18 protein-coding genes are annotated in these 25,890 nt (G+C 74.4%); 12 read left to right on the top strand and 6 right to left on the bottom strand.

The features are described from left to right. The first annotated feature begins 175 nt into the window (after positions 1–175). The 7 genes from GTQ99_RS04215 to GTQ99_RS04185 all read left to right on the top strand — a co-directional run bounded on the left by GTQ99_RS04215 (position 176) and on the right by GTQ99_RS04185 (position 9,244). Complete coding sequence (locus GTQ99_RS04215; RefSeq protein WP_166614489.1) at positions 176–1,582, top strand: serine hydrolase; 1,407 nt, start codon at positions 176–178, stop codon at positions 1,580–1,582. Between the two features lie 28 nt (positions 1,583–1,610). Further along, complete coding sequence (locus GTQ99_RS04210; protein WP_166614488.1) at positions 1,611–3,041, top strand: aromatic amino acid lyase; 1,431 nt, start codon at positions 1,611–1,613, stop codon at positions 3,039–3,041. A gap of 199 nt (positions 3,042–3,240) precedes the next feature. Next, positions 3,241–4,296, top strand: coding sequence for an ATP-binding cassette domain-containing protein (locus tag GTQ99_RS04205; RefSeq protein WP_166614487.1), 1,056 nt, complete (start codon positions 3,241–3,243; stop codon positions 4,294–4,296). After that, the gene (locus GTQ99_RS04200) at positions 4,293–4,952 is read left to right on the top strand and encodes an ABC transporter permease (protein WP_338074715.1); all 660 of its coding nucleotides are present in this window, start codon (positions 4,293–4,295) and stop codon (positions 4,950–4,952) included. Before GTQ99_RS04205 ends, GTQ99_RS04200 begins: the two co-directional genes overlap by 4 nt. Positions 4,953–4,955: 3 nt before the next feature. Further along, positions 4,956–5,678, top strand: coding sequence for an ABC transporter permease subunit (locus tag GTQ99_RS04195; protein ID WP_166614486.1), 723 nt, complete (start codon positions 4,956–4,958; stop codon positions 5,676–5,678). An 86-nt stretch (positions 5,679–5,764) separates the two neighbouring features. Then, positions 5,765–6,700 (top strand): ABC transporter substrate-binding protein, encoded by a 936-nt coding sequence (locus GTQ99_RS04190; RefSeq protein WP_166614492.1) that lies wholly within the window; start codon positions 5,765–5,767, stop codon positions 6,698–6,700. 150 nt (positions 6,701–6,850) lie between these two features. After that, a complete protein-coding gene (locus GTQ99_RS04185) occupies positions 6,851–9,244 on the top strand; it encodes a glycoside hydrolase family 9 protein (protein ID WP_166614485.1) in 2,394 nt (797 codons plus the stop codon). A 100-nt stretch (positions 9,245–9,344) separates the two neighbouring features. Here the strand turns inward: GTQ99_RS04185 and glgB are convergent, their stop codons facing one another. From glgB to GTQ99_RS04165, 4 genes are all read right to left on the bottom strand, one after another. After that, positions 9,345–11,540, bottom strand: a complete 2,196-nt coding sequence (glgB, locus tag GTQ99_RS04180; protein WP_166614484.1) for a 1,4-alpha-glucan branching protein GlgB — start codon at positions 11,538–11,540, stop codon at positions 9,345–9,347. Between the two features lie 104 nt (positions 11,541–11,644). After that, entirely contained in the window at positions 11,645–13,060 is a 1,416-nt protein-coding gene (locus GTQ99_RS04175; protein WP_166614483.1) for a maltokinase N-terminal cap-like domain-containing protein, read from the bottom strand. After that, positions 13,057–14,814, bottom strand: a complete 1,758-nt coding sequence (gene treS, locus GTQ99_RS04170; protein WP_338074713.1) for a maltose alpha-D-glucosyltransferase — start codon at positions 14,812–14,814, stop codon at positions 13,057–13,059. The genes GTQ99_RS04175 and treS overlap by 4 nt, the downstream gene beginning before the upstream one ends. 2 nt (positions 14,815–14,816) lie before the next feature. Then, a complete protein-coding gene (locus GTQ99_RS04165) occupies positions 14,817–16,892 on the bottom strand; it encodes a maltotransferase domain-containing protein (RefSeq protein WP_166614482.1) in 2,076 nt (691 codons plus the stop codon). A gap of 92 nt (positions 16,893–16,984) precedes the next feature. Here GTQ99_RS04165 and glgP point away from each other — a divergent pair, with 92 nt between their 5' ends. Then, positions 16,985–19,549 (top strand): alpha-glucan family phosphorylase, encoded by a 2,565-nt coding sequence (gene glgP / locus GTQ99_RS04160; RefSeq protein WP_166614481.1) that lies wholly within the window; start codon positions 16,985–16,987, stop codon positions 19,547–19,549. 46 nt (positions 19,550–19,595) lie between these two features. On the opposite strand, the gene add is transcribed toward glgP, so the two are convergent. Continuing rightward, on the bottom strand, positions 19,596–20,579 hold the full coding sequence (gene add / locus GTQ99_RS04155) for an adenosine deaminase (RefSeq protein WP_166614480.1): 984 nt from the start codon (positions 20,577–20,579) through the stop codon (positions 19,596–19,598). Between the two features lie 50 nt (positions 20,580–20,629). Between add and GTQ99_RS04150 the strand changes: the two genes are divergently transcribed. Continuing rightward, on the top strand, positions 20,630–21,238 hold the full coding sequence (locus tag GTQ99_RS04150) for a TetR/AcrR family transcriptional regulator (RefSeq protein ID WP_166614479.1): 609 nt from the start codon (positions 20,630–20,632) through the stop codon (positions 21,236–21,238). A gap of 34 nt (positions 21,239–21,272) precedes the next feature. Here the strand turns inward: GTQ99_RS04150 and GTQ99_RS04145 are convergent, their stop codons facing one another. Further along, complete coding sequence (locus tag GTQ99_RS04145; protein ID WP_240896747.1) at positions 21,273–22,682, bottom strand: NtaA/DmoA family FMN-dependent monooxygenase; 1,410 nt, start codon at positions 22,680–22,682, stop codon at positions 21,273–21,275. A gap of 300 nt (positions 22,683–22,982) precedes the next feature. Between GTQ99_RS04145 and GTQ99_RS04140 the strand changes: the two genes are divergently transcribed. From GTQ99_RS04140 to GTQ99_RS04130, 3 genes are read left to right on the top strand one after another with little or no spacing between them, the layout of a single operon-like run. Next, the gene (locus tag GTQ99_RS04140; RefSeq protein WP_166614477.1) at positions 22,983–24,101 is read left to right on the top strand and encodes an ABC transporter substrate-binding protein; all 1,119 of its coding nucleotides are present in this window, start codon (positions 22,983–22,985) and stop codon (positions 24,099–24,101) included. A gap of 48 nt (positions 24,102–24,149) precedes the next feature. Next, positions 24,150–25,025, top strand: a complete 876-nt coding sequence (locus tag GTQ99_RS04135) for an ABC transporter ATP-binding protein (protein WP_338074711.1) — start codon at positions 24,150–24,152, stop codon at positions 25,023–25,025. Then, entirely contained in the window at positions 25,025–25,879 is an 855-nt protein-coding gene (locus GTQ99_RS04130; RefSeq protein ID WP_166614476.1) for an ABC transporter permease, read from the top strand. Before GTQ99_RS04135 ends, GTQ99_RS04130 begins: the two co-directional genes overlap by 1 nt. The last annotated feature ends 11 nt before the right edge of the window (positions 25,880–25,890 follow it).

The following is a 25,890-nucleotide window of genomic DNA, read 5'->3' as shown; positions in this document are numbered from 1 at the left end:
GCTCCTGGGGACGTGGGCCGGTGGCCCCCGCGCGGCGCGCGGGGGCCGGGGGACCGGGGCACGTCAGATCAGCACCGCGCGCGCTCCTCGCCTCGACACCAGGACCCCTCGATGCTGCGCCGGCGCGCGCGGGCGCCGCAACGGGTTTGCCGGGCCCGGCCGTAGAGTCGGCGCCGTGAGCACAGGAGCCACGTCCGAGGTCCGCCCGCGCACCCGGCTGCCGCGCACGAGCCCGTCCGAGCAGGGGGTGGACGCGCGCGGCGTCGACGCCTTCCTCGACGCCGTCGAGGCCCTGCCCGGGGTGGAGCTGCACGGCCTGCAGGTGCTGCGGCACGGCGCCGTCGTCGCCGAGGGCTGGTGGGAGCCGTACGGGCCCGAGCGCCCGCACCTGCTGTACTCGGTGAGCAAGAGCTTCACCGCCACCGCCCTGGGCCTCGCGGTCGCCGAGGGGCTCGTCGACCTCGACGCGCCGGTGCTGTCGTACTTCCCCGAGCTGGACGCGGACGTGCGCGACGAGCGCTCGCGGCGCACCCTCGTGCGCCACGTCGCCGCGATGGCCAGCGGGCACCGCGAGGAGACGCTCCAGCGGGCGCAGCAGGACCCCTCCGGCGACGTCGTGCGCGGCTTCCTGCGCCTGCCGCCGGAGGCCGAGCCCGGCAGCCTGTTCACCTACAACCAGCCGTGCACCTACGCCCTCGCCGCGATCGTGCAGCGCGTCTCGGGGCAGGGCCTCGTGGAGTACCTGCGCCCGCGGCTGCTGGACCCGCTGGGCGTCGGTGAGGTCGGCTGGATCCGCGACGACGCCGGCCGCGAGATCGGCTTCTCCGGCCTGCACGCCACGACCGAGGACGTCGCCGCGCTGGGCCAGCTGCACCTGGCCGGCGGGGCGTGGGCGGGCGAGCGGCTGCTGGACGAGCGGTGGGTGCGCGAGGCCGGCAGCTCCCACGTGGACACCTCCGCCCACCCGAGCGCGGACTGGCAGCTGGGCTACGGGTTCCAGTTCTGGCGCTCGCGGCACGGCTACCGCGCCGACGGCGCGTACGGGCAGTTCGCCCTCGTGCTGCCCGAGCAGGACGCCGTCGTCGCGATCACCTCGCAGAGCACCGACACCCAGGCCCTGCTGGAGGCCGTCTGGAAGCACCTGCTGCCCGCGCTGTCGGACCCGCGGCTGCCCGCGGACGCCGCGCAGCGCGAGCAGGCGCTGCGCGAGCGGCTGGCCGCCGCGCAGCTGCCGCCCGTCCCCGACGCGGGCGGGGAGCTGCCGCAGGGGGCCTTCCGCCCGGCCCTGGGCAGCGAGCCGGCCTCGCTGAGCGCGCTGCGCGTGGAGGGCGGGGAGGTCGTGCTCGTCGACTCCGGCGAGGAGCTGCGCCTGGCCGTGGGGCGCGGCAGCTGGGCGGGCACCGGCCCGGTGGCCGTCTCCGGCAGCCCCTCGCGCCTCGACGTCGTCTTCGCCGAGACCCCGCACCGGCTGCACCTGCGCCTGGACGAGCGCAGCGGGGAGTTCCGCGGCGCCTGGCGGACCGCGCCGCTGCACGCGCCGGCGCTGTCGGCGATGCGCTCGCCGCTGCCCGGCCGCGGCTGAGGCGCGGCGGCCGGGGAGGGGGCGGCACGTGCTGGTGGACGCGCCGGGCGACCTGGACCGCGCGGCGCTGGAGGCGGTCGCCGCGGGGGAGGGCGTCGAGCTCGGCGAGCACCTGCTGGCCGGTCTCGAGCGCTCGCGGGCGGCCGCGCTGGCCGCGCTGACCTCCGCGGGCCCCGTCTACGGGGTCACCACCGGCATGGGGGCGATGGCGGGCATCGCCCTCGACGAGCAGGCCCGCGCCCGCCACCAGGCGCACCTCGTCGTCGGCCGCGCCGTGGGCTCGGCCCCGTGGCTGTCGCGGCGCGAGGTGCGCGCCGTCCTCGCGGTCCGGCTGCGCACCCTGCTGCACCCGGAGGCGGGCGTCTCGCCGCAGCTGTGCGAGCGCCTGGCCGCGCTGCTGGCGGCCGGGGTGCACCCGCGGGTCCCGGCGCGCGGCAACGGCGCGGCGGGGGAGATCGTGCCGCTGGCGCACCTGGGGGCGGTCGTGCTCGGCGGCGAGCGCACCGGCGCCGACACCCTGGAGGGCGGCTGGCTGCCGCCGTTCGCGCCCGGCGCCAAGGAGGGCGTGGCCCTGCTGGAGGGCGTCCCCGTCGCGACGGCGCTGGCGCTGCTGCGCGCCGCCGACACCCGCCTGCTGCTGCGCCAGGGCGCGCTGGTGCTGGCGGCGAGCGCGGAGGTGCTGCGCGCCAGCCACGACCCGCTGCACCCGGCGGCCGCGCGCGGTGACGACGTCCTCGCCGCGGTGGCCGCGCGGCTGCGCTGGTACCGCCCGGCCGGGGACGTGCACGGCCTGCAGGCGCCGGTGTCGCTGCGCGTGGGCGCCCCCGCCCTGGCGCTGGCGCAGCGCCGCCTGGACGCGCTGCTCGAGGCCGTGGACCGCGCCCTGGAGGGGGTGAGCGACTCCCCGGCCCTGCTGGAGGGCGCCTTCACCGGCACCGCCGGGTTCGCCGGCACCGAGCTGGCGGCGGGGCTGGACGGCCTCGTCGCCGCGCTGGTGCACCTGGCCGACACCAGCGCCGCGCGCACCCACCGGATGCTGGACCCCCGCCAGAGCGGGCTGCCGCCGCAGCTGTCGCCGCAGCCGGGCGTGCACGCGGGGCTGGTGGCCGTGCACAAGCGCGCCGTCGGGGTCGTGCACCGGCTGCGCCGCTTCGCGCTGCCGGCGCTGAGCGGTGCCGTGGAGACCTCGCTGGGGCAGGAGGACGTGCAGAGCTTCGCGCTGGAGGCCGCCGAGTGCGCGGGCGAGGCCGTCGCGGGCCTGCGCGAGGTGCTGGCGGTGGAGCTGCTGGCGGTGCACCGGGCGCGGCTGCTGCGCGGCGGGCTGGCGGGGCTGGCCCCGGCGGCGACCGCGGCGCTGGAGGCCGTGGCCGGGGTGCTCGGCGAGGACGTGCTGGACCGCCCCTACGGCCGCGACCTGGACCGCCTGGGCGAGCTGCTGGCCGCCGGCTGGGGCGGCTGAGCGCTCCTCCGGGTGCGGACCGCGCGCGCGGGTGCTGCACTCGTGGCCCGGCCCGCACGGACGCCGGGGTGCTCCGCCGTGCTGTCGGACGGGCCACGTACAGTGGCTCGCCCACGAACCCCGCCCCTCCGCCCGAGCTGTCCACCCGCCTGCCAGACGGCGCCCCGGTGCGTCGCGGTCCAACCACGGAGCCGCCGCTGTGATCACCTTCGAGGCCGTCCGCAAGCAGTTCCCCGACGGCACCGTCGCCGTGGAGCACCTGGACCTGGAGGTGCCGACGGGGCTGACCACCGTCTTCGTCGGGCCCTCCGGCTGCGGCAAGACGACCTCGCTGCGGATGGTCAACCGGATGGTGGAGCCCACCGGCGGCCGGGTGCTCCTGGACGGGCGCGACGTGCGCGGGCAGGACGCGGCCGCGCTGCGCCGGGGCATCGGCTACGTCATCCAGCACGCCGGCCTCTTCCCGCACCGCACGGTCGTCGACAACGTCCTCACCGTGCCGAGGCTGCTGGGCCGGCGCCGCCAGCGGGCGGCCGCCGTCGAGCTGCTGGAGCGCGTCGGGCTGCCCGCGGCCTTCGCCGACCGCTACCCCGCGCAGCTGTCCGGCGGCCAGCAGCAGCGCGTCGGCGTCGCCCGCGCGCTGGCCGCCGACCCGCCGGTGCTGCTCATGGACGAGCCGTTCAGCGCCGTCGACCCCGTCGTGCGCGGGCAGCTGCAGCAGGAGTTCCTGCGGCTGCAGGCCGAGCTGGGCAAGACGATCGTCATGGTCACCCACGACATCGACGAGGCCGTCGTCCTCGGCGACCGCATCGCGGTCTTCCGCCAGGGCGGGCACCTGGCCCAGGTCGGCACCCCCCGCGAGCTGCTGACGCGGCCCGCGGACGCCTTCGTGCGCGACTTCGTCGGCCGCGACCGCGGCTACCGCGGGCTGTCGTTCGAGGGCGTCGACGGGCTGCGGCTGCGCCCCCTCGACGAGGCCGGCGCCCCCGTCCTGGTGCTGGACGCGGCGGGCCGCCCGCTCGGCTGGGAGGGCGTCGGGGTGCCGGCCGGGGCCGACGCCGGGCCGCCGGGCACGTTCGGCCCCGGCGACTCGCTGCGCACGGTGCTGGACCTCACCCTCACCTCGCCGGTGGGCGTCGCCGTCCACGTCGACGCCACCGGCCGCGCCACCGGCCTGGTCCACCACCGCGACGTCGTCGAGGTGCTCGAGCAGCGCCGGGCACCGGCCGCCGCCTCCGGGGGGCCGCTGGCGTGAACTCGGTGCTGGACTACCTGCGCGGCAACCACGCCGCCGTCCTCGACGCGCTCGGCCAGCACGTGGTGCTGGCGGTGGTGCCGCTGCTCATCGGCGCGGTGGTCGCCCTGCCGCTGGGCTACCTCGGGGTCCGCTTCCGCTGGCTCTACCAGCCGCTGCTCAACGTCTCCGGGGTCGTGTACTCGATCCCCTCGCTGGCGGTCTTCGTGACGCTGCCCTACGTGCTGGGCACGCGGATCCTGTCGCCGGTGAACATCGTCGTGGCGCTGGCGATCTACACGGTGGCGCTGATGGCGCGGACGGTCTCCGACGGCCTGCGCGCGGTGGACCCGGCGCTGACCGAGGCGGCCACGGCGATGGGCTACACCCGCACCCGGCGCCTGGTGGGCGTCGAGCTGCCGCTGGCGCTGCCCGTCGTGCTGGCGGGCCTGCGGGTGGCGGCGGTCTCGAACATCTCCCTGGTGAGCGTGGGAGCGCTGCTGGGCGTCGGCGGCCTGGGGGCGCTGTTCACCCGCGGGCTGCAGCTGGCCTACCCCGCGCCCATCGTCGTGGGGATCGTGCTCTCGGTGCTGCTGGCGGCGGTCGCCGACCTGCTGATCGTCGCGCTGCAGCGCGCCACGACCCCGTGGACGCGCCTGGCCGAGAGGAGGTCCTGAGCCGTGGACGACACCCCGTACCTGCTCGACCCCTCGCACTGGGACTGGTCGGTCGCCGGCAGCATCCCGCACCTGCTGCTGGCCCACCTCGGCTACACGGCCCTGTCCGTGCTGGTCGGCGCCCTCATCGCCCTGCCGCTCGGCATGCTCATCGGGCACACCGGCCGGGGCGCGTTCCTGGCCATCAACGCCGGCAACGCCGGCCGCTCGCTGCCCACGCTGGGGCTGCTCAGCCTGCTCGTGACCCTCATGAGCATCGGGTTCCTGCCCGTCCTCATCGCGCTCGTCGTCCTCGTCGTGCCGCCGATCCTCACCTCCACCTACGCCGGGCTGCGCTCGGTGGACCCGAACGCGGTCGACGCCGCGCGGGGGATGGGCATGAGCGGGCTGCAGGTGCTGCTGCGCGTGGAGCTGCCGATGGCCCTGCCGGTCGTCTTCGGCGGGCTGCGCGCCGGTGTGCTGCAGGTCGTCTCCACCGCCACCGTCGCCGCCTACACGGGCCTGTCCGGGCTCGGGCGCCTGCTCGTGGACGGCCTCGCGCTCAACGACTACGGCCGCGTCGTCGCCGGCGCGGTCGTCGTGGCCGCCCTGGCGATCGCGCTGGACCTCCTGCTGGGCCTGGTGCAGCGCCGCGTCGTCTCCCCGGGCATCAGCGGGCGCGGCCTGGGGCGCTCGCGCCCGGCGCGCCCCGTGGCAGAGTCGCCCCTCGACGCGGGGGTCCTGTGACCCGCACGAGCCGCACCAGCGCACCGACCGCACCACCCGCACCACCCGCAGGACCGTCCGTGAAGAACCGTCTGGAAGGCACGATGATGAACCGCAGGAGCATGCTCGGTCTCGCCCTCGCCGGTGGCGCCACCCTGACCGCGGCCGCCTGCGGCGGCGGCGAGGACCCGCTGGCCCAGGAGACCGCGGACAGCGGCGGGGCCGCCGAGGCCTCGACCGTCGTCATCGGCTCGGCCAACTTCCCCGAGAGCGAGCTCATCGCCGAGATGTACGCCCAGGTGCTGGAGGGCGAGGGCGTGGAGGTCCAGCGCAAGTTCAACATCGGGGCCCGCGAGGTGTACCTCAAGGCGCTGCAGGACGGCTCCATCGACCTGCTGCCTGAGTACAACGGGGCCCTGCTGTCCGCGCTCGTCGACGGCGGCGCCCCGGAGGGCGTCTCCACCCCCGAGCAGGTGTACGACGCGCTCCAGGACGTCCTGCCCGAGGGCACCGAGACGCTGCAGCAGTCGGCCGCCGAGGACAAGGACACCCTCACGGTCACCGCCGCCACCCAGGCGAAGTACTCGCTGACGAGCATCGAGGACCTCGCCCCCGTGGCCGGTGAGCTGGTCTGCGGTGCGGGCCCGGAGTTCCAGGAGCGCTACCAGGGCCTCATCGGGCTCGAGGAGCAGTACGGCGTCACCTTCAAGGAGTTCCGCCCCCTGGACGCCGGCGGGCCGCTGACCATCGGGGCGCTGACCGACGGCACGATCCAGGTCGGCAACGTCTTCTCCACCGACTCGGCCATCGAGACCAACGACCTCGTGGTCCTGCAGGACCCGAAGAACCTCTTCCTCGCGCAGAACATCCTGCCGCTCATCCGCTCCTCCAAGAACGACCAGGCGATCAGCGACGCGCTCGACGCGTTCTCGGCGAAGCTGACGACCGAGAACCTCACCCAGGCGCTGGCGAAGGTGCAGGTCGACAAGCAGGACAGCGCGTCGGTGGCCAAGGAGTTCCTGACCGCCAACGGCCTCGCCTGAGCCTCGCGGGGCACCCGGTCGCAGCGGCGGTCCCCCCGCCGCGACCGGGCGCCCTGGGCACGGGTTGTGCGTCGGCATTGACAGACGGCGACTGGCGGGTGAGGCTTCCCCCACGCGCTCTGAGAGCGCTCTCAATGAGGAGGGAACCCCGTGCCTTCGCACTCCCGGCGGAAGCGCCGCACTCGCGCGATCACCGCGGCCACCGCACTGCTCGTCCCCGCCGGCCTGCTGCTCGCCCCGACGGCGGCGCAGGCCGCCGACCAGGTCGTCAACGGCACCTTCGACGGCGGCACCACCGGCTGGACGATCTACCCCGCCGCCTCCGTCCAGGACGGCGCCGGCTGCACCACCGTGCCCGCCGGCAGCGGCGCCTACAGCGCCGCGATCCAGCAGGAGGTGCCGCTCACCGCGGGCGAGACGTACCGGCTGAGCTTCCGCGCCCGCAGCACCCCGGCCACCGAGGGCCCGGTGCGCGTGGTCGTCCAGGGCGGCGCGGACGTCGACTACCAGCAGTTCCTGCCCGCCGACAAGCCCGCCTTCGCGTCGGCCTTCGGCACCTACGAGTACTTCTTCACCGCGGACCGCGACTACCCGAAGGCGCAGCTCGCCTTCCAGCAGGACGTCGTCAACGCCGTCGGCTACACCCTGTGCGTGGACGACGTCGTCCTCGAGGGCGGCGCCGAGCGCCCGCCGTACGTGCCCGAGACCGGCCCGCGCGTGCGGGTGAACCAGGAGGCGTACCTGCCCGAGGGCCCCAAGGGCGCCACGCTGGTCACCGACGCCACGAGCCCGCTGCCCTGGCGGCTGCAGAGCGCGGCCGGAAAGGTCGTCGCGCAGGGCAGGACCACCCCGCGCGGGGTCGACCCCAGCGCCGGGCTGAACGTGCACACGATCGACTTCGGCCGCTACGCGAAGGGCGGCACCGGCTACGTGCTGGTGGCCGACGGCGAGAGCAGCCACCCTTTCGACATCGGCGAGGCCGCCTACGAGCGCCTGCGCGACGACGCCATGACGTTCTTCTACACCAACCGCAGCGGCACCCCGATCTCCGACGAGCTCGCGCCCGGCTACGGCCGCGCCGCCGGCCACGTCGGCGTCGCCCCCAACCAGGGCGACACCGCGGTGCCGTGCCAGAGCCTCGACGACGACTCGCAGCAGCTCCTCGTGGCCCAGGGCGACGAGCCCTGGACGTGCGACTACACCACCGACGTCACCGGCGGCTGGTACGACGCGGGCGACCACGGCAAGTACGTCGTCAACGGCGGCATCGCCGTGGGCCAGCTGCTGCAGCAGCACGAGCGCAGCCTGCACGCGCCCACCGCGGACCGCCGGGCGCTGGCCGACGGCACCCTGCGCATCCCCGAGGCCGGCAACGGCGTGCCCGACCTGCTCGACGAGGCGCGCTGGGAGCTGGAGTGGTTCCTGAAGATGCAGGTCCAGCCGGGCCACCCGCACGCCGGCATGGTCTTCCACAAGGTCGCCGACGCCGACTGGACCGGCCTGCCGCAGGACCCGGCCACCGATCCGCAGCCGCGCGTGCTGTACCGCCCCTCCACCGCGGCGACCCTCAACGTCGCCGCGACCGCCGCGCAGGGCGCGCGCCTGTTCGCCCCGTACGACAGGGCGTTCTCGCAGCGGCTGCTGGCCGCGGCCCGCACCGCGTACGCCGCGGCGAAGGCCACCCCGGACCTGTACGCCCCGGCGCCGGACGCGGCCGTGGACCCCAACCCGGGCAGCGGTCCCTACGACGACGCCGAGGTGTCGGACGAGTTCTACTGGGCGGCCGCCGAGCTGTACCTGACCACCGGTGAGGCGCGGTTCCGCAAGGACGTCCTGGGCTCTCCCGTCCACACCGCCGACGTCTTCACCCCCGGCGGCTTCGACTGGGGCCACGTCGGGGCGCTGGCCCGCCTGGACCTGGCCACCGTCCCGAGCAGGCTGAACGCGGCGGAGCTGCGCTCGGTGCGGCGCTCGGTGCTCGAGGCCGCCGACCGCCGTCTCGCCGAGCAGGCCGCCCAGCCCTTCGGGCAGCTCTACGCCCCCGAGGACGGCCAGTACGCGTGGGGCTCCAACAGCGCGATCCTCAACAACGCCCAGCTGCTGGGCACCGCGTTCGACGTCAGCGGCCGCGACGAGTACCGCGACGGGGTGGTCCGCACCATGGACTACCTCTTCGGCCGCAACGCGCTGAACAACTCCTACGTCACCGGCTACGGCGACGTGTACTCGCAGAACCAGCACTCGCGGATGTACGCGCACCAGCTCGACCCGTCGCTGCCGAACCCGCCCGCGGGCACGGTGGCCGGCGGCCCGTACTCGCCCACCGCCACCAGCGGTGACCCGATCACGGCGCCGCTGTTCCCGGACGGGTGCGCCGCGCAGTTCTGCTACGTCGACGACATCGGCTCGTGGTCGACCAACGAGATCACGGTCAACTGGAACGCGCCGCTGGCGTGGGTGGCCTCCTTCGTCGCCGACCAGGACGGCGGCCGCGACGACGGCCGTCGCGGTGGGCACGGCGGCGGGCACGGCGGGAAGGGCTGACCCCGCCCCGCACGCACCGCGGCCCCGGCCGGAGCTTCGCGCTCCGGCCGGGGCCGCGGTGCGTGCAGGGCGTGCGGTGCCTGCTCCTGACCGGGCCGGCTCAGCGGCCGGGGACCAGCCAGGTCACGCCCAGCGGCGGCACCCGCAGCTGGGCGGAGAACTTCCGCCCGTTCCACGCGGTGTCGTCGGCGCTGATCGTGGCGGTGTTCACGACACCGGAGCCGCCGAACTCCTCGGCGTCGGTGTTGAGCAGCTCCTTCCACGGGCCGGCCTGCGGCAGCCCCACGCGGAAGTCCTCGTAGGCGCTGCCGGAGAAGTTGCAGATCGCCACCAGCGGGTTGCCCTCGGTGTCGCGGCGCACGAAGGAGACGAGGTTGCGGGCGCTGTCACCGCCGTCGATCCACTCGAAGCCGGCGGGGGAGAAGTCCTGCGACCACAGCTGCGGGTGCTCGCGGTAGGCCGCGTTCATGGTGCGCACCAGGTTGTGCAGCCCCTTGTGCCAGGGGGTGTCCAGCAGCCACCAGTCCAGCGAGCGCGCCTCCGACCACTCGGCCTCCTGGCCGATCTCGGAACCCATGAAGAGCAGCTGCTTGCCGGGGTGGGACCACATGTAGCCCAGGTAGGCGCGGACGTTGGCCAGCTGCTGCCAGCGGTCGCCGGGCATCTTGCGCAGCAGCGACCCCTTGCCGTGCACCACCTCGTCGTGCGAGATCGGCAGGCAGAAGTTCTCGCTGAAGGCGTAGACGAGGCTGAAGGTCAGCTCGCCGTGGTGGTACTGGCGGTGCACCGGGTCCTGCGAGACGTACTGCAGGGTGTCGTGCATCCAGCCCATGTTCCACTTCAGCCCGAAGCCGAGCCCGCCGCCGCTGGTGGGGGCGGTCACGCCCGGGAAGGCGGTGGACTCCTCGGCGATCATCATGATCCCCGGGTAGCGCTTGTAGGCGGTGGCGTTGGCCTCCTGCAGGAAGCTGATCGCCTCCAGGTTCTCCCGGCCGCCGTACTGGTTGGGGATCCACTCGCCCTCCTTGCGCGAGTAGTCCAGGTACAGCATCGACGCCACCGCGTCCACCCGCAGGCCGTCGGCGTGGAACTCCTCCAGCCAGTACAGCCCCGAGGCGACGAGGAAGTTGCGCACCTCGCTGCGGCCGAAGTCGAAGACGTACGTGCCCCAGTCCATCTGCTCGCCCTTGCGCGGGTCCGGGTGCTCGTAGAGCGCGGTCCCGTCGAACTTGCCGAGCGCGAACTCGTCCTTGGGGAAGTGCCCCGGGACCCAGTCGATGATGACGCCGATGCCGGCCTGGTGCAGCGCGTCGACGAGGTGGCGCAGCTCGTCGGGGGAGCCGAAGCGCGAGGTCGGCGCGAAGTAGCCGGAGACCTGGTAGCCCCAGGAGCCGCCGAAGGGGTGCTCCATGACGGGCAGGAACTCCACGTGGGTGAACCCGGCGTCCTTGACGTAGTCGACGAGCTCGGTCGCCAGCTCGCGGTAGCCCAGGCCCTGCTTCCAGGAGCCGAGGTGCACCTCGTAGACGGAGACGGGACCCGCGTGCGGGTCGGAGGCGGCGCGCGCGTCCATCCACGCCCCATCGCCCCACGCGTAGCCGGACTCGGTGACCACCGACGCGGTCGCCGGGGGCACCTCGGTGGCCTGGGCCAGCGGGTCGGCCTTCTGGCGCCAGTGCCCGTCGGCGCCGAGGATCTCGTACTTGTAGCGCGAGCCCGCGACGACGCCGGGCACGAAGAGCTCCCACACGCCCGAGGAGCCGAGCGAGCGCATGCCCTCGGTGCGCCCGTTCCAGTGGTTGTGGTCGCCGACGACGCGCACGGCGCGGGCGTTGGGCGCCCACACCGCGAACGAGGTGCCCTCGACGGGGCCCATCGGGCCCTGCCAGTGGCGCACGTGGGCGCCGAGGACCTCCCACAGCTCCTCGTGGCGCCCCTCGCCGATGAGGTGCAGGTCCACCTCGCCGACCGTCGGCAGGAAGCGGTACGGGTCGTCGACCAGGTGCGGCTCGCCGTCGCCGTAGCTCACCTCGACGCGGTAGTCGCCGACGGTGCCGCCGGGGTGCACGCCGACCCACACGCCCTCGTGCTCGTGCACCAGGCCGATGCGCGAGCCGTCCTCGGTCACGACCGCGACGGTGGAGGCGAACGGCTTCAGCACGCGGTAGGTGACGGCGTCGCCGTGCGGGTGGGCGCCCAGGACGGAGTGCGGCGACCAGTGCGCGCCCGCCGCGGCACGCGCCAGGTCGTCGGCGTCGACGGGACGAGGGGTGGGCCCTCCGCTCGCTGTGTCCATGGTGGTGAGTCTCCCGGTATCGGTCGGACCTCGCCTCTGGAGGACGGGTCGGGTCAGCTGGGCTCGGACGTGGCCCGACGCGGGTCGGACCGGTGCTGGGCGGCTCAGCCGGCGGCGACGAGGCGCTGCACGGCCCCCAGCGGGATGCGCAGCCAGTCGGGGCGGTTGCGCGCCTCGTAGACCACCTCGTAGAGGGCCTTGTCCAGCTCCAGCGCCGCGAGCAGCACGGCGGCCCCGGAGCCGGGCACGCGCGGGTCGTCCCCGCCGGCGGCGGCGTAGCCGTCGAGGAAGGCCTCGCGGCAGGCCGCTCCCCACGCGGCGGACGCCGCGTCCGGCGCGGGCACCGAGGAGGCGGCGTAGTCGAAGGAGCGCAGCATCCCCGCCACGTCGCGCAGCGCCAGGTCGGGCCTGCTGCGCTCGGCCAGCGGGCGCAGCGGCTCGCCCTCGAAGTCCAGCAGCACCCAGCCGCGCGCGGGGGAGTGCAGCACCTGCCCGAGGTGGTAGTCCCCGTGCACGCGCTGCAGCGCCGGCGCGTCCCGCACGTGGCGCACCGCCTCCACGCGCTCCGCGGCGGCCGCGGCGGCCCCGCCCAGCTGCGGCACCGCGGCGCTCGCCCAGGCGACCCGCTCGGCCAGGCCGTCGGCCAGCGCCCCCAGCCGCTGCGGGGTGGCCGGCTCGGTCGCCAGCTCGGCGGCCAGCAGGGCGTGCACCTCGGCCGTGGCGCGGCCCAGCTCGCGCGCCTCGGTGGTGAAGTCGCGGCCGGCGCCGACGGCGGCGGTCGCCACCCGCCAGGCGTCCTCGGAACCGGCCAGGAACTCGGTGACGTGGGCCAGGTGCCCGGCGGCGCGGGAGCCGTCCGGCGCCGTCCACTGCCCGTCGACCCAGCCGGCGGGGCGGGGCACGCGGGCGCAGCCGGCCGCGGCCAGCGCCGTCTGCACGACCACGTCGGGGTTGTCCCCGGCGGACAGCACGCGGAACACCTTGGCGATGAGGGGGACCTCGCCCTCGTCGGCGCGCACGACGATGGAGGTGTTGGACTGCTCGCCGCCGAGGACCTTCGTGCGCGCCCCGGCCGGGATCGGCAGCCCGCCGTCGGCGCTGGTCCCGTGGGCGCCGAAGGTCGCCGACCCGGCGCCCTCCTCGGCGGCGACCAGGGTCAGCAGCGCCCGCGTCCACGTCGGGTCGTGCGGGCCGTCGTAGACCCAGGCGGGCCCGTCCGGCAGGTCCGGCAGGTGCCCGACGAGCGCGTGCGCCAGGTCCTCGTCGGGAGCGGGGCGCACGGTCAGCGGGACGGAGTAGACGGTGTCCACGCCCTGCGCGCCCTCCCCGTCCCCGCCGGAGCGGACGGTGAGCGCGACAAGCTGGGCCACCCCGGCCTCGTCGAGGGGGGTGCGCTCGATGCGCACCACGTGCGCGGCGACGCCCTTGTGGGCGAACCAGCGCTGCCGCGGCGCCCACGCGCCCAGCAGCTCGGCGACCGCCTCGTCGACCGCCGCGTCGGCGGGGACCGGGGCGCTCACGCGCCACCTCCGAGCTTGAGCCAGAAGAAGCCGCGCGGGCCGAGGGTGACGGTCAGCCCGTCCTCGTCGTCCACGTCGGGGAACGCGGCGCCGCCGAAGACGTCGCGCACGCTCGACCCGGCCCGGCCGGGCATGCGCAGCACGGCGGACTGGGCGTGGTCGGACAGGTTGTTGACGCAGAGCACGGTCTCACCCTCCTGTTCCGTCGTCGGTTCGAGCACGCGCAGGAAGGCCAGCACGGCCTCGTTGCTGCAGTAGCCGTCGTCGCCCCCGGCGGCGGGCTCCTCGGCGTCGGGGTGCCGGCTGGTCAGCGCCGCGTAGCGGCCCAGGCCGAAGGCCGGGTGCCGGCGGCGCACCGCCAGGACGTTGCGCACCCAGTGCAGCAGCGAGGAGCCGGTCGCCAGCTGCGCCTCCACGTTGACCGACTGGTAGTGGTAGACGAGCGACTGGACGGTCGGCAGGTACAGCTTGCCGGGGTCGGCGGCGGAGAACCCGGCGTTGCGGTCCGGGGTCCACTGCATCGGCGTGCGCACCGCGTCGCGGTCGTCGAGCCAGATGTTGTCGCCCATCCCGATCTCGTCGCCGTAGTACAGGCACGGGCTGCCGGGCAGCGAGAGCACCATCGCGTGGATGAGCTCGATCTCCGGGCGGGAGTTGTCCAGCAGCGGCGCCAGCCGGCGGCGGATGCCGATGTTGGCGCGCATGCGCGAGTCCGGGGCGTACCAGCCGTACATGGCGGCGCGCTCCTCGGTGGTGACCATCTCCAGGGTCAGCTCGTCGTGGTTGCGCAGGAACGTCCCCCACTGGCCGCTGGAGACCGGGATGTCCGGCGTGGCGGAGAGGATGTCGACGATCGGCGTCGCCCGGCCCTCGCGCATCGCGTAGTACAGCCGCGGCATGACGGGGAAGTGGAAGCACATGTGGCACTCCGGCTCCTCCTCGGTGCCGAAGTACTCCACGACGTCGAAGGGCCACTGGTTGGCCTCGGCCAGCAGGACGCGGCCGGGGTACTCCTCGTCGACCATCCGGCGCAGCCGCTTGAGGAAGTCGTGCGTGGCCGGCAGGTTCTCGCCGTTGGTCCCCTCCGCCTCGTAGAGGTAGGGGACCGCGTCGAGGCGGAAGCCGTCGATGCCCATGTCCATCCAGAAGCGGACGGTGTCGAACATCGCCTCCTCGACGGCCGGGTTGTCGAAGTTCAGGTCCGGCTGGTGGGAGAAGAAGCGGTGCCAGAAGTACTGGCGGCGCACCGGGTCGAACGTCCAGTTGGACGTCTCGGTGTCGACGAAGATGATGCGCGCGTCGGCGTACCTGGCGTCGGTGTCGCTCCAGACGTAGAAGTCCCCGTACGGGCCCTGCGGGTCGGTGCGGCTGGCCTGGAACCACGGGTGCTGGTCGCTGGTGTGGTTCATCACCAGGTCGATGATGATCCGGATGCCGCGCTGGTGGGCCTCGGTGACCAGGGCCTGGAAGTCGTGCAGCGTCCCGAACTCGGGCAGCACGGCGTTGTAGTCGGAGATGTCGTAGCCGCCGTCGCGCAGCGGGGAGGCGAAGAACGGCGGCAGCCAGATGCAGTCGATGCCCAGCCACTGCAGGTAGTCCAGCTTGGCCGTCAGGCCGCTGAAGTCGCCGGTGCCGGAGCCGTTGGAGTCCGCGAAGGCGCGCACGAGCGCCTCGTAGAAGACGGCGGTCTTGTACCACTGGGGGTCGTTGCGCAGGCCCGTGCGCGACTGCAACCCCTGGAAGGCGCCCTCCACCGTCAGGAGCTCCGGACGGTGAAGACGTGGGCGGGCTGGGTGTAGGGGTCCAGGCGCACGTAGTCGTGCTCCCCCCACTCGTAGGTGGCCCCGGTCAGCTCGTCGGTGACGGTGAAGCGGTCCCACCACTGCCGGCCCAGCGCGGCCATGTCCAGGTGGACCGTCGTCTCGCGGGTGGCGTGCGGGTCGAGGTTGACGACCACGAGGACGAGGTCCTCGGTGCCGTCGGGGTCCACCCGCCGGCGGGAGAAGCACAGCACGTTCTCGTCGTCGCTGGCGTGGAAGACCGTGCCGCGCAGCTGCTGCAGCGCGGGGTGCGCGCGGCGGACCTCGTTGAGGCGCTTGAGGTAGGGCGCCAGGCTCCAGCCCTCGGCCTCCGCCCTGGCCCAGTCGCGGGGGCGGTACTGGTACTTCTCGTTGTCCAGCTGCTCCTCCGCGCCGGGGCGGGCGGCGTGCTCGACGAGCTCGTAGCCGGAGTAGATGCCCCAGGAGGGGCTGAGCAGCGCCGCCAGCACCGCGCGCAGCTTGAAGACCGGCGGGCCGCCGTACTGCATGGTGGGCGTGAGGATGTCGTGCGTGGTGGGCCAGAAGCTGGGCCGCATGTAGTGCGCCGACTCGCTCGTCAGCTGCTCCACGTACTCGCGGACCTCCCAGGCGGCGTTGCGCCAGGCGAAGTAGGAGTACGACTGCTGGAAGCCGACCTTGGCCAGGGTGTGCATCATCGCCGGCCGGGTGAAGGCCTCCGACAGCCAGACGACCTCGGGGTGCTCACGGGCGACCTCGGCGATGAGCCACTCCCAGAACTCCACCGGCTTGGTGTGCGGGTTGTCGACGCGGAAGAGCGTCACCCCGTGGGAGATCCAGACGTCGACGACGCGCTTGACCTCGGCGTAGATGCCGGCCGGGTCGTTGTCGAAGTTCAGCGGGTAGATGTCCTGGTACTTCTTCGGCGGGTTCTCCGCGTAGGCGATGGTGCCGTCGGCGCGGGTGGTGAACCACTCGGGGTGCTCGGCGACCCACGGGTGGTCCGGCGCGCACTGCAGCGCCAGGTCCAGCGCGACCTCCAGGCCCGCCTCCCTGGCCCGGGCGACGAAGAAGTCGAAGTCCTCGAAGGTGCCCAGGTCGGGGTGGATCGCGTCGTGGCCGCCCTCGGCCGCGCCGATCGCGTACGGCGAGCCCGGGTCCTCCGGGCCGGCGGTCAGCGAGTTGTTGGGTCCCTTGCGGTTGATGCGCCCGATGGGGTGCACCGGCGTCAGGTAGGCGATGTCGAAACCCATGTCGGCGATCGCGGGCAGGCGCTCGGCGGCGGTGCGGAAGGTGCCGGAGACCCAGCGCCCGGCCTCCTCGTCGTAGCGGGCGCCCTCGGAGCGGGGGAAGAACTCGTACCAGGCGCTGAAGGCGGCCAGCCGCCGCTCCACGCGCAGCGGGTAGGTCTGCGAGGGGCTGACGAGGTCGCGCAGCGGGAGGCGGTCCAGGACCTCGCGAACCTGCGGGGTGCGCCCGGCGTCCAGCCGCTCGTGGTCGCCGCGGGAGGTGTCGCGCAGGCTGTTCGCCGCAGCCCCCAGGACCTCGGCGTCGGCGGCCGCCCGGCCCGGCTGGGCGGCGGCGCGCTCCAGCAGCCGCGCGCCCTCCTCGAGCATGAGCGCCACGTCGACGCCCGCCTCGACCTTGATGGTGGCGTCGTGGTCCCACGTGCCGTAGGGGTCCGACCAGCCCTCGACCCGCAGGCCCCAGTCGCCCTCGGCGTCGGGCACCAGGACCGCGGCGTAGGCGTCGGTGCCCTTGTTGACCAGCGTCATGCGCACCGAGGGGCCGTCGGTGCCGTCCGGGCGCACCAGCACCGCGGTCGCCGCCACCGCGTCGTGGCCCTCGCGGAAGACCGTCGCGCGCACGGGCACCAGCTCGCCCGGGACGGCCGTGGCCGGCCAGCGGCCGGCGTCGACGGTCGGCTCCACGCCGAGCACCGGGATCCGGCCGACGAGGGGGGCGGTGCCCGGGCGGGCCGCCGCCCGCGGGGAGCCCCCACCGGGCGCGGCCTGGGCCTTGGACGCACGTGTCGTCTGCTGCTCGGTCGTCACGACCGGCAACCTACCGAGGGTGGGGGGAGAAGTCGCGCGGAGCGGGCGCAGCCCCTCGCCGGGGGGCGGCCGCGGGTCTAGTGTCGGCGCCCGTGAGAGCAATCAGGCGCTTCACCGTCCGCACCGTGCTCCCCGCTCCGCTGACGCCGCTGGGCGAGCTGGCGAGCAACCTGCGCTGGTCCTGGCACAAGCCCACCCGCGACCTCTTCGAGTCGATGGACCCGGCCGCGTGGGCGGCCGTCCACCGCGAGCCGGGGGCGCTGCTGGGGGCGCTGCGCACCGAGCAGCTGGAGGCCCTCGCCGCCGACCCGGCCTTCGTGGCCCGCGTCGAGGCGGCCGCGGCGGACCTGCGCGCCTACTTGTCGCGGCCCGGCTGGTACGCCCGCCTGGGCGCCGACGCGCCCGCCTCGATCGCCTACTTCTCGATGGAGTTCGGGATCACGGGCGCGCTGCCGCAGTACTCCGGCGGCCTGGGCATCCTGGCCGGGGACCACCTGAAGTCGGCCAGCGACCTCGCCGTCCCCGTCGTCGGCGTCGGGTTGTTCTACGCGACCGGCTACTTCAAGCAGTCCCTCTCGCGCGACGGCTGGCAGCAGGAGACCTACCCCGTCCTCGACCCCGACGGGCTGCCGCTGTCGCTGCTGCGCGAGGACGACGGGACGCCCGCGAAGGTGTCGGTGGACCTGCCCGGCGGCCGGCGCCTGGTCGCGCAGCTGTGGAAGGCGCAGGTGGGCCGCGTCCCGCTGCTGCTGCTGGACTCCGACGTCGAGGACAACGACGACGCCGCGCGCTCGGTGACCGACCGCCTCTACGGCGGCGGCGGCGAGCACCGGCTGCAGCAGGAGCTGCTGTGCGGCATCGGCGGCGTGCGCGCCCTGCGCACGTGGTCCCGCCTCGGCGGGGCGCCCGAGCCGGAGGTGTACCACACCAACGAGGGGCACGCGGGTTTCCTCGGCGTCGAGCGCATCCGCGAGCACGTCGGCCGCGGGCTGGCCTTCGAGGAGGCGCTGGAGGCCGTCCGCGCCGCCACCGTCTTCACCACCCACACCCCGGTCCCGGCCGGCATCGACCGCTTCGGCCGCGACCAGATCGAGCTGTACTTCGGCCCCGACAACCCGCTGCCGGGGGTGCCCGTCGAGCGCGTCCTGGCCCTGGGCGCCGAGGACTACCCCGGTGGCGACCCCGGCGTCTTCAACATGGCCGTCATGGGCCTGCGGCTGGCCCAGCGCGCCAACGGCGTCTCGCAGCTGCACGGCGCGGTCAGCCGCGGCATGTTCGACGGCCTGTGGCCGGGCTTCGACGCCCCGGAGGTGCCGATCGCCTCGATCACCAACGGCGTGCACGCCCCCACGTGGGTGGCGCCGGAGGTGATCCAGATGGGCAAGCAGTACATCGGGCCGCAGCTGGCTGCCGAGGGGGAGGGCTTCGAGAAGGTCGACCAGGTCCCCGACGAGGAGATCTGGCGCACCCGGCGGCTGCTGCGCGGGCGCCTGGTCGAGGACGCCCGCCGCCGGCTGAAGCTGTCCTGGCTGCAGCGCGGCGCCTCGGAGGCGGAGCTGTCGTGGACCAAGGACGTCCTCGACCCCGACGTGCTCACCATCGGCTTCGCGCGCCGGGTGCCGACCTACAAGCGGCTGACGCTCATGCTGCGCGACCCCGAGCGGCTGCGCTCGCTGCTGCTGCACCCCCAGCGCCCCGTGCAGCTGGTCATCGCCGGCAAGTCGCACCCGGCCGACGAGACGGGCAAGCGCCTCATCCAGGAGGTGGTCCGCTTCGCCGACGACCCGGCCGTGCGCCACCGCATCGTCTTCCTGCCCAACTACGACATCACCATGGCGCTGCAGCTGTACCCGGGCTGCGACGTGTGGCTGAACAACCCGCTGCGCCCCTTCGAGGCCTGCGGCACGTCGGGGATGAAGGCCGCCCTCAACGGCGGGCTCAACCTGTCCATCCTGGACGGCTGGTGGGACGAGTGGTTCGACGGCGGCAACGGCTGGGCCATCCCCACCGCCGACGGCGTCGAGGACCCCGACCACCGCGACGACCTGGAGGCGGCCGCGCTCTACGACCTCGTCGAGAACTCGGTGGCCGCGCGCTTCTACGACCGCGACGAGCGGGGCCTGCCCTCGCGCTGGCTGGAGATGGTGCGCCACACCCTGGCCTCGCTGGGCCCGAAGGTCCTCGCCAGCCGCATGGTCACCGACTACGTCGAGCAGCTGTACGTGCCCGCCGCCCGGGCGGGCCGCGCGGCGCTGGCCTCCTCCGCGGCCGGCGCCCGCGACCTCGCCCGCTGGAAGGGCGAGGTGCGCGGTGCCTGGGCGGGCGTGCACGTGGACCACGTGGAGTCCGCCGGGGTGGGCGACTCCGCGCAGATCGGCGACGTCGTCCACGTCCGCGCCTTCGTGACCCTTGGTGCGCTCTCGCCCTCCGACGTCCAGGTCCAGGTCGTCCACGGCCGCGTCAGCGAGTCCGACGAGCTGCGCCCCTCCGGGTCGGTGCAGCTGCGCCACGCCGAGCCGCTGGGCGAGGGCCGGCACCGCTTCGAGGGCGAGTTCGCGCTGCGCCAGACCGGCCCGTTCGGCTACACCGTGCGCGTGCTGCCGCAGCACGCCGGCCTGGCGACCCCCGCCGAGCTCGGCCTCGTCGCCAACGCCTGAGCCGCGCCCGGGCCGCTCCGGCGGGGGTGGCCCGGGCGGGAGCGGCTCAGGCGGGAGCGGCCAGCCAGTCGTCCACCCGCGCGACCTGCTCGGCCACGAACGCGGCCGGGGCGGCCGAGCCCTCCAGGGAGGCGCGGGCGACGTCGGCCAGCTGCTCGTCGGCCAGCCCGAGCGCGGTGCGCGCGGTCTCGTACTCCTCCAGCAGGCCGGGGCCGAAGAGCAGCGGGTCGTCGCCGTTGATCGAGCAGCGCACCCCGGCCTCCAGCAGCGCGGGCAGCGGGTGGCGGCCGATCTCGGGCACGACCCACAGCTCCACGTTGGAGGTCGGGCACACGTCCAGGACGATCCCCTCCGCGGCCAGCCGGGCGACCAGCTCGGGATCCTCGACGGCGCGCACGCCGTGCTGCACGCGCTGCGCGCCGAGCTTGTCGAGGGCGTCGCGCACGCTGTCGGGCCCGAGCAGCTCCCCGGCGTGCGGCGCCGACACCAGCCCGGCCTCGCGGGCGACGGCGAAGGCCCTCTCGAAGGGCGCCGGCGGCCACAGCGCCTCGTCGGCCGCCAGGCCGAAGGAGACGACGCCGCGGTCGGCGAAGGCCGCGGCCAGGTGCGCCAGCGACTCCGCCTCGGCCGGGGGCAGGCTGCGGATGGCCACGGCCATCAGCCCGAAGCCGATGCCCAGCCGGGCGGCCTCGGCCCGCCCGGTCTCCAGGACGAACGTGAGGACCTCCTCGGGCGTGCCGAACCGCGGGACGTAGAATATCGGGTTGGCCTGCGCCTCGATCCACACCGCCCCCGAGAGCGCGGCGTCCTCGACGACCTCGCGCACGACCCGGGCCAGCTGCTCGCGGGTGCGGATGAACGCGACGGCGCCGTCGTACATCTCCACGAACTGCGGGAAGGAGGTGAAGCCCCGCGTCGGCGGGACGGGTTCACCGGCCCCGGTCGCGAACTCAGCGAGCGTCGCGGGGCGCATCGCGCCCTCCAGGTGGATGTGCAGGTGGCCCTTCGGCAGTGCGGCGAGATCGCGCACGGGTTCCTCCTCGACGGGGTTCGTGGGGTGACGGCGGTTACCCTGCCGTCGTGACGACCCTCCAGCGCGCAGCGGCAGCCTCCCCCGCGGGGGAGCGCGAGCGGCTGCTGCGCCTGGTGGCCGAGCACGTCCTGGCCCAGGGTGTCACGTCGCTGACGCTGCGCGGGCTCGGGCGGGCGGTGGGTTCCAACAACCGCATGCTGCTGTACTACTTCGGCAGCAAGGAGCGCCTGGTCGGCGAGGCCCTGCAGACCGTGGCCCGCGAGGTGTTCCCCGGTTTCGAGAACGCCTGGTCGGCGCTGGAGTCGGGGACGGGCGGCCTGCACGAGGACCTGCAGCGGGTGTGGGACGCCATTGCCGACCCCGCCCACCTGCCGTTCCTGCGGCTGTTCTTCGAGGTGTTCGGCCAGGCCTCGCAGGGGGCCACGGGGTACGCGGACCTGCTGGGGGACATCGCCGCCTGGCACCGGCCGGCCGCGGCGCGGCTGGTGCGCGAGGGGCTGCCCGCCGAGGAGGCCGAGGACCGCGCCACCGAGCTGACGGCCCTGTGGCGCGGCCTGCAGATGACGCTGCTGAGCACCGGCGACGTGCAGCGCGTGGGCGCGGTGCAGGCGCGGGCGCTCGCGGCGTTCTGCGCCCGCGCCGCGGCGGCCCGCTGAACCCGCGGGCCCGCCGAGGTCACGTCTCCCAGCGTCACACGACCGCGCCGCGCAGTGCCGCGGCGTGGCGGGCGCCGGGGTGGTCGGGCGCCAGCCGCGCCGACGGCGCCCCGAGGCGCTCGCGCAGCGTCCCCGAGCCCGCGGGGCGCTCCGGCCCGCTCGGCAGCCGCCCGCGCCGGCGCAGCTCGGGGACGACCAGCTCGCAGAACAGCCGGTGGTCGGCGGGGGAGAAGATCGCCTCCAGCAGGAACCCGTCGACGTCGGTGACGTCGACGATCTCCTCCAGCTGGTCGGCCACCTCGACGGGGTCGCCGACGACGGTGAAACCGCGGGTGCCGCGCCCGCGCAGCTCGGCGAGCACCTCGCGCACCAGCGGCATCGTCCCGTCCGGGCGGCGGAAGCGGTCGATGTTGCTCTGGCCCATCTGCCCGATGCGCGCGTCCGCGCCCGGTTCCAGGACCTGGCTGAGCGGGCGGTCGGGGTCCAGCGCGGTCAGGTCGATGCCGGTGTTGCCGGCGTAGATGACGGCGGCGACCTCGTCGGTCTGCATCGCCTCGAACTCCGCGCGCCGCGCCAGGGCCTCCTCGCGGGTGGCGGCGACGGTGACGGTGGCGCCGACGAGGACCTGCACCGAGCGCGGGTCGCGCCCGTGCGCGGCGGCGCGGGCGCGGATGTCGGCGACGTTGCCCGCGGCGTGCGGCAGGGTCGTGCCCTGCAGGAAGACGCACTCGGCGTGCGCCGCGGCGAACTCCCGGCCCCGCGCCGAGGTGCCGGCCTGGAAGAGCACGGGCGTGCGCTGGCGGGAGGGGGCCACCGTGAAGTAGCCCGAGGAGCGGAAGTGCCGGCCCTCGTGCTCGACGCGGTGCAGCCGGTCGCGGTCGGCGAAGACGCCCGCCTCCTTGTCCTCCACGAGCGCCTCGTCCTCCCAGCAGCCCTCCCACAGCTTCAGGCAGAGGTCGACGAACTCCTCGGCGATCTCGTAGCGGGTGTCGTGGGCGGTCATCCGCTCGTGGCCGAACAGCGCCGCGACGGTGTCCTGCGAGGCGCCGGTGACGACGTTCCAGCCGATCCGCCCGCCCGTCAGGTGGTCCAGGGTGGCGAAGCGGCGCGCCATCGCCACCGGGTGGTCGATGCCCGTGGAGGAGGTGACCACGAAGCCGATCCGGGAGGTCGCGTGCGCGAGGGCGGGGATGAGCAGCATCGGGTCGATGCCGGAGAAGTTGAGGCCACCGCGGGCGGCGGCCTCGGGCAGGTCCCCGCCGACGGAGGGGTAGCCGTAGCCGTCGGCGAAGAAGAGGAAGTCGAAGCCGGCGTCCTCCAGCAGCCGGGCCACCTCGATCCAGTGCCCCACCTCGCGGTGGTGGACGGAGTCGCTCCACGGGTGCGACCAGCTGAGGGTCCCACCCACCTGCGGCGAGGCCACTTCGAAGACTCCCAGGTGCATGGTGCGCACGGGCGGCGTTCCCTTCGTTGAACCGAGTGGTTCAGATGGGACCACACGCCCGGCCGGGAGCGGGTTTCCGGCGTGTAACGACCGCGCGGCGCCGGATCGTTCACGCGCCCGGAACACGACCGGGGGCCGCGTAACACGCCGTTCACGACGACGTGACACGACCGAGCGACGCCGGTGGTTCAGTACCTGCCAGGAGGACGCCGGAGCGTCGTGGCGCCCGGGTGCGTCCGCTCCTCCCTCCACTCCCCGACCCGCGCCGTGCGGGCGGGCACACACCCGCAGGAGCAGCAGATGACCGAACCGGCCCGTCGTCCCCGTACCGCCCTGCCCTCCCTGGTCGGCAGCCGGCGCAGCCTCCTGCGGGCCGGTGGGCTGGGCCTGCTGGCCGCGGCCGGCGCGAGCGGCCTGAGCGCCTGCGGCGACGACGCCAGCTCGGCCAGCAGCTCGGGCGGCGGCAGCGGCGACGGCTTCGGGGAGATCTCCGTCCAGCTGTCGTGGATCAAGAACATCGAGTTCGCCGGCGAGTACTTCGCCGACAGCGAGGGCTACTACAGCGCCGCGGGCTTCTCGAAGGTCAACCTGCTCGCCGGCGGCAGCGCCGGCACCGCGGCCGAGGCGATGGTCCTCTCCCGCCGCGCCCAGGTCGGGCTGTCCGCGCCCACCCTCACCGCCCCGGCCATCGTCAACGAGGAGGCGCCGCTGAAGATCATCGGCAGCACCTTCCAGAAGAACCCGTTCTGCCTGGTGTCCGTCGAGCAGAAGGTGCCCGTGCGCACCCTCGCCGACCTGGCGGGCAAGCGCATCGGCATCCAGACCGGCGGCAACGAGACGATCTTCGACGGCTTCTGCACCGCCAACGGCGTCGACCCGTCCACCTTCACCATCGTCCCCGTGCAGTACGACCCCTCCGTCGTCGAGACGGGCGAGGTCGACGCCTTCATGGCCTACCTCACCAACGAGCCGGTCCTGCTCGCCGGCCGCGGCCTGACCCCCGTCACGCTGGGCTTCGCCGACAACGGCCTGCCGGTCGTCGCGGAGACCTTCACCGTGCTGCAGTCCACGATCGACGGCTCCCGCGACATGCTCAAGGCCTTCCTCAAGGCCGAGGTGCAGGGCTGGAACGACGCGGTCGCCGACCCCGCCGGCGGTGCGAAGCTCGCCGTGGAGACCTACGGCAAGGACCAGGACCTCGACCTGGAGGAGCAGACGAAGGAGGCCGAGGCGCAGAACCTGCTCGTCGTCTCCGACGACACCAGGGCCAACGGCCTGTTCACCATGACCGACGCCCTGATCGAGGAGAACATCCAGGCGCTGGCGGTCATGGGCACCGACATCACCGCCGAGCAGCTGTTCGACCTGTCGCTGCTGGCCGAGGTGTACGAGGAGAACCCGGACCTCATCACCGGCTGACGCCGCGCGGCCGCCCCTCCCCGTCGTCCTCGAGAAAGGCCCACGCCCGTGGTGCACGACACCAGCTCCCTGTCCACCGCACCGGGAACCGCCTCGGCGACGACGGACCCGCTCGGCCGCCCCGAGGCGGCGACCGGCTTCAACCTCCAGGGGCTCACCAAGCGCTTCACCCTCGGGCGCAAGAGCGTGCTCGCCCTCGACGCGACGAGCCTGGGCACCCGCAAGAACGCCTTCCTGTCCCTGCTCGGCCCCTCCGGCTGCGGCAAGTCGACGATCCTGCGGATCCTGGCGGGGCTGGAGACGCCCACCGGCGGCCAGGCGCTGGTCAACGGCATGACGACCCGGGAGCTGCAGCGCGCCCACGAGCTCGGCGTCGCCTTCCAGGACTCCGCGCTGCTGCCCTGGCGCAGCGTCGCCCACAACATCCGGCTGCCGCTGGAGGTCGCGGGCGTGCGCGCCGACGACGGCCTGGTCGACGAGCTCATCGACCTCGTCGGCCTGCGCGGGTTCGAGAAGGCGAAGCCCGCCCAGCTGTCCGGCGGGATGCGCCAGCGCGTGTCCATCGCGCGCTGCCTGGTGGTGCAGCCGAGCGTCATGCTGCTCGACGAGCCGTTCGGGGCGCTGGACGACATGACCCGCCAGCGGCTGAACGTCGAGCTGCTGCGCATCTGGACCCAGAAGCCGGCCACCACGCTCATGGTCACCCACGGCATCAGCGAGGCCATCTTCCTCTCCGACGTCGTCGCGGTCATGAGCCCGCGCCCGGGCCGCGTCGTGGAGGTCGTGGAGATCGACCTGCCCCGTCCGCGCACCCCCGACATGATGCGCACCCCGGAGTTCCACGCCTACCACGACCGCCTCTCCGAGATCCTCTTCGGCGGCGGGCGGGCCGGCCAGGGCGCGAGCGGCGGGGACGAGCACTGATGGGGGACGTCACCGTCGCCACCCGCACCGAGGCCGAGGTCACCGGCGTCACGCCCGCCCGCGCCCCGCGCTCGCGCCGCGACCTGCCCGCCTGGGTGGGCGGGCTGGCCGGCGCCGTGCTCGTGCTGGTGCTCTGGAGCGTCGTCAGCGCCGCCTTCTTCGGCGCCGACGGCATCGTGCCGACCCCGTGGGCTGTCCTGGCGCAGTTCGCCGACACCGGCTTCGCGACGTACTGGGACAACCTGTCCGTCACGACGTCCTCGGCCGCGCAGGGCTGGCTGTGGGGCAACCTGCTCGCCGTCGCCATCGCCGTCCTCGTGCTGCTCGTCCCGCCGCTGGAGGGGGCGGCCAACCAGGTCGCCGTCATCTCCTACTGCATCCCGCTGACGGCGATCGGGCCGATCGTGCTCATCGTCTCCGAACCCGGCTCGCGCACGACGTCGATCTTCCTGGCGGCCATCAGCGTCGTCTTCACCTCCGTCGTCGGCTGCCTGCTGGGGCTGCGCGCCGCCGACCGCACGGCGCTGGACGTCGTGCGCGCCTACGGCGGCTCGCGCTGGACGGCACTGGTGAAGGTGCGCCTGATCGCCGCGCTGCCCAACGTCTTCGCCGCCCTGAAGCTCGCCGCCCCCGCGGCCTTCCTCGGCGCGGTGCTGGGGGAGTACTTCGGCGGTGTGGACTCCGGCCTCGGCATCATGATCATCGCCGCCCAGACGAACCTGCGCTACGCGCAGATCTGGGGCCTGGCGCTGCTGTCCGGGGCGATCGCCGGCCTCGGGTACCTGCTCGTCGGCCTGGTGGCCAAGCTGATCACCCCGTGGTCGTCCACGGGCGAGCGGAAGGCGGGTCTGTGATGGTCCCCCCC

The sequence above is a fragment of the Kineococcus vitellinus genome (genome assembly GCF_009906315.1).
GTDB classification, from domain to species: domain Bacteria; phylum Actinomycetota; class Actinomycetes; order Actinomycetales; family Kineococcaceae; genus Kineococcus; species Kineococcus vitellinus.
This window is presented reverse-complemented; position numbering and strand designations above follow the sequence as displayed.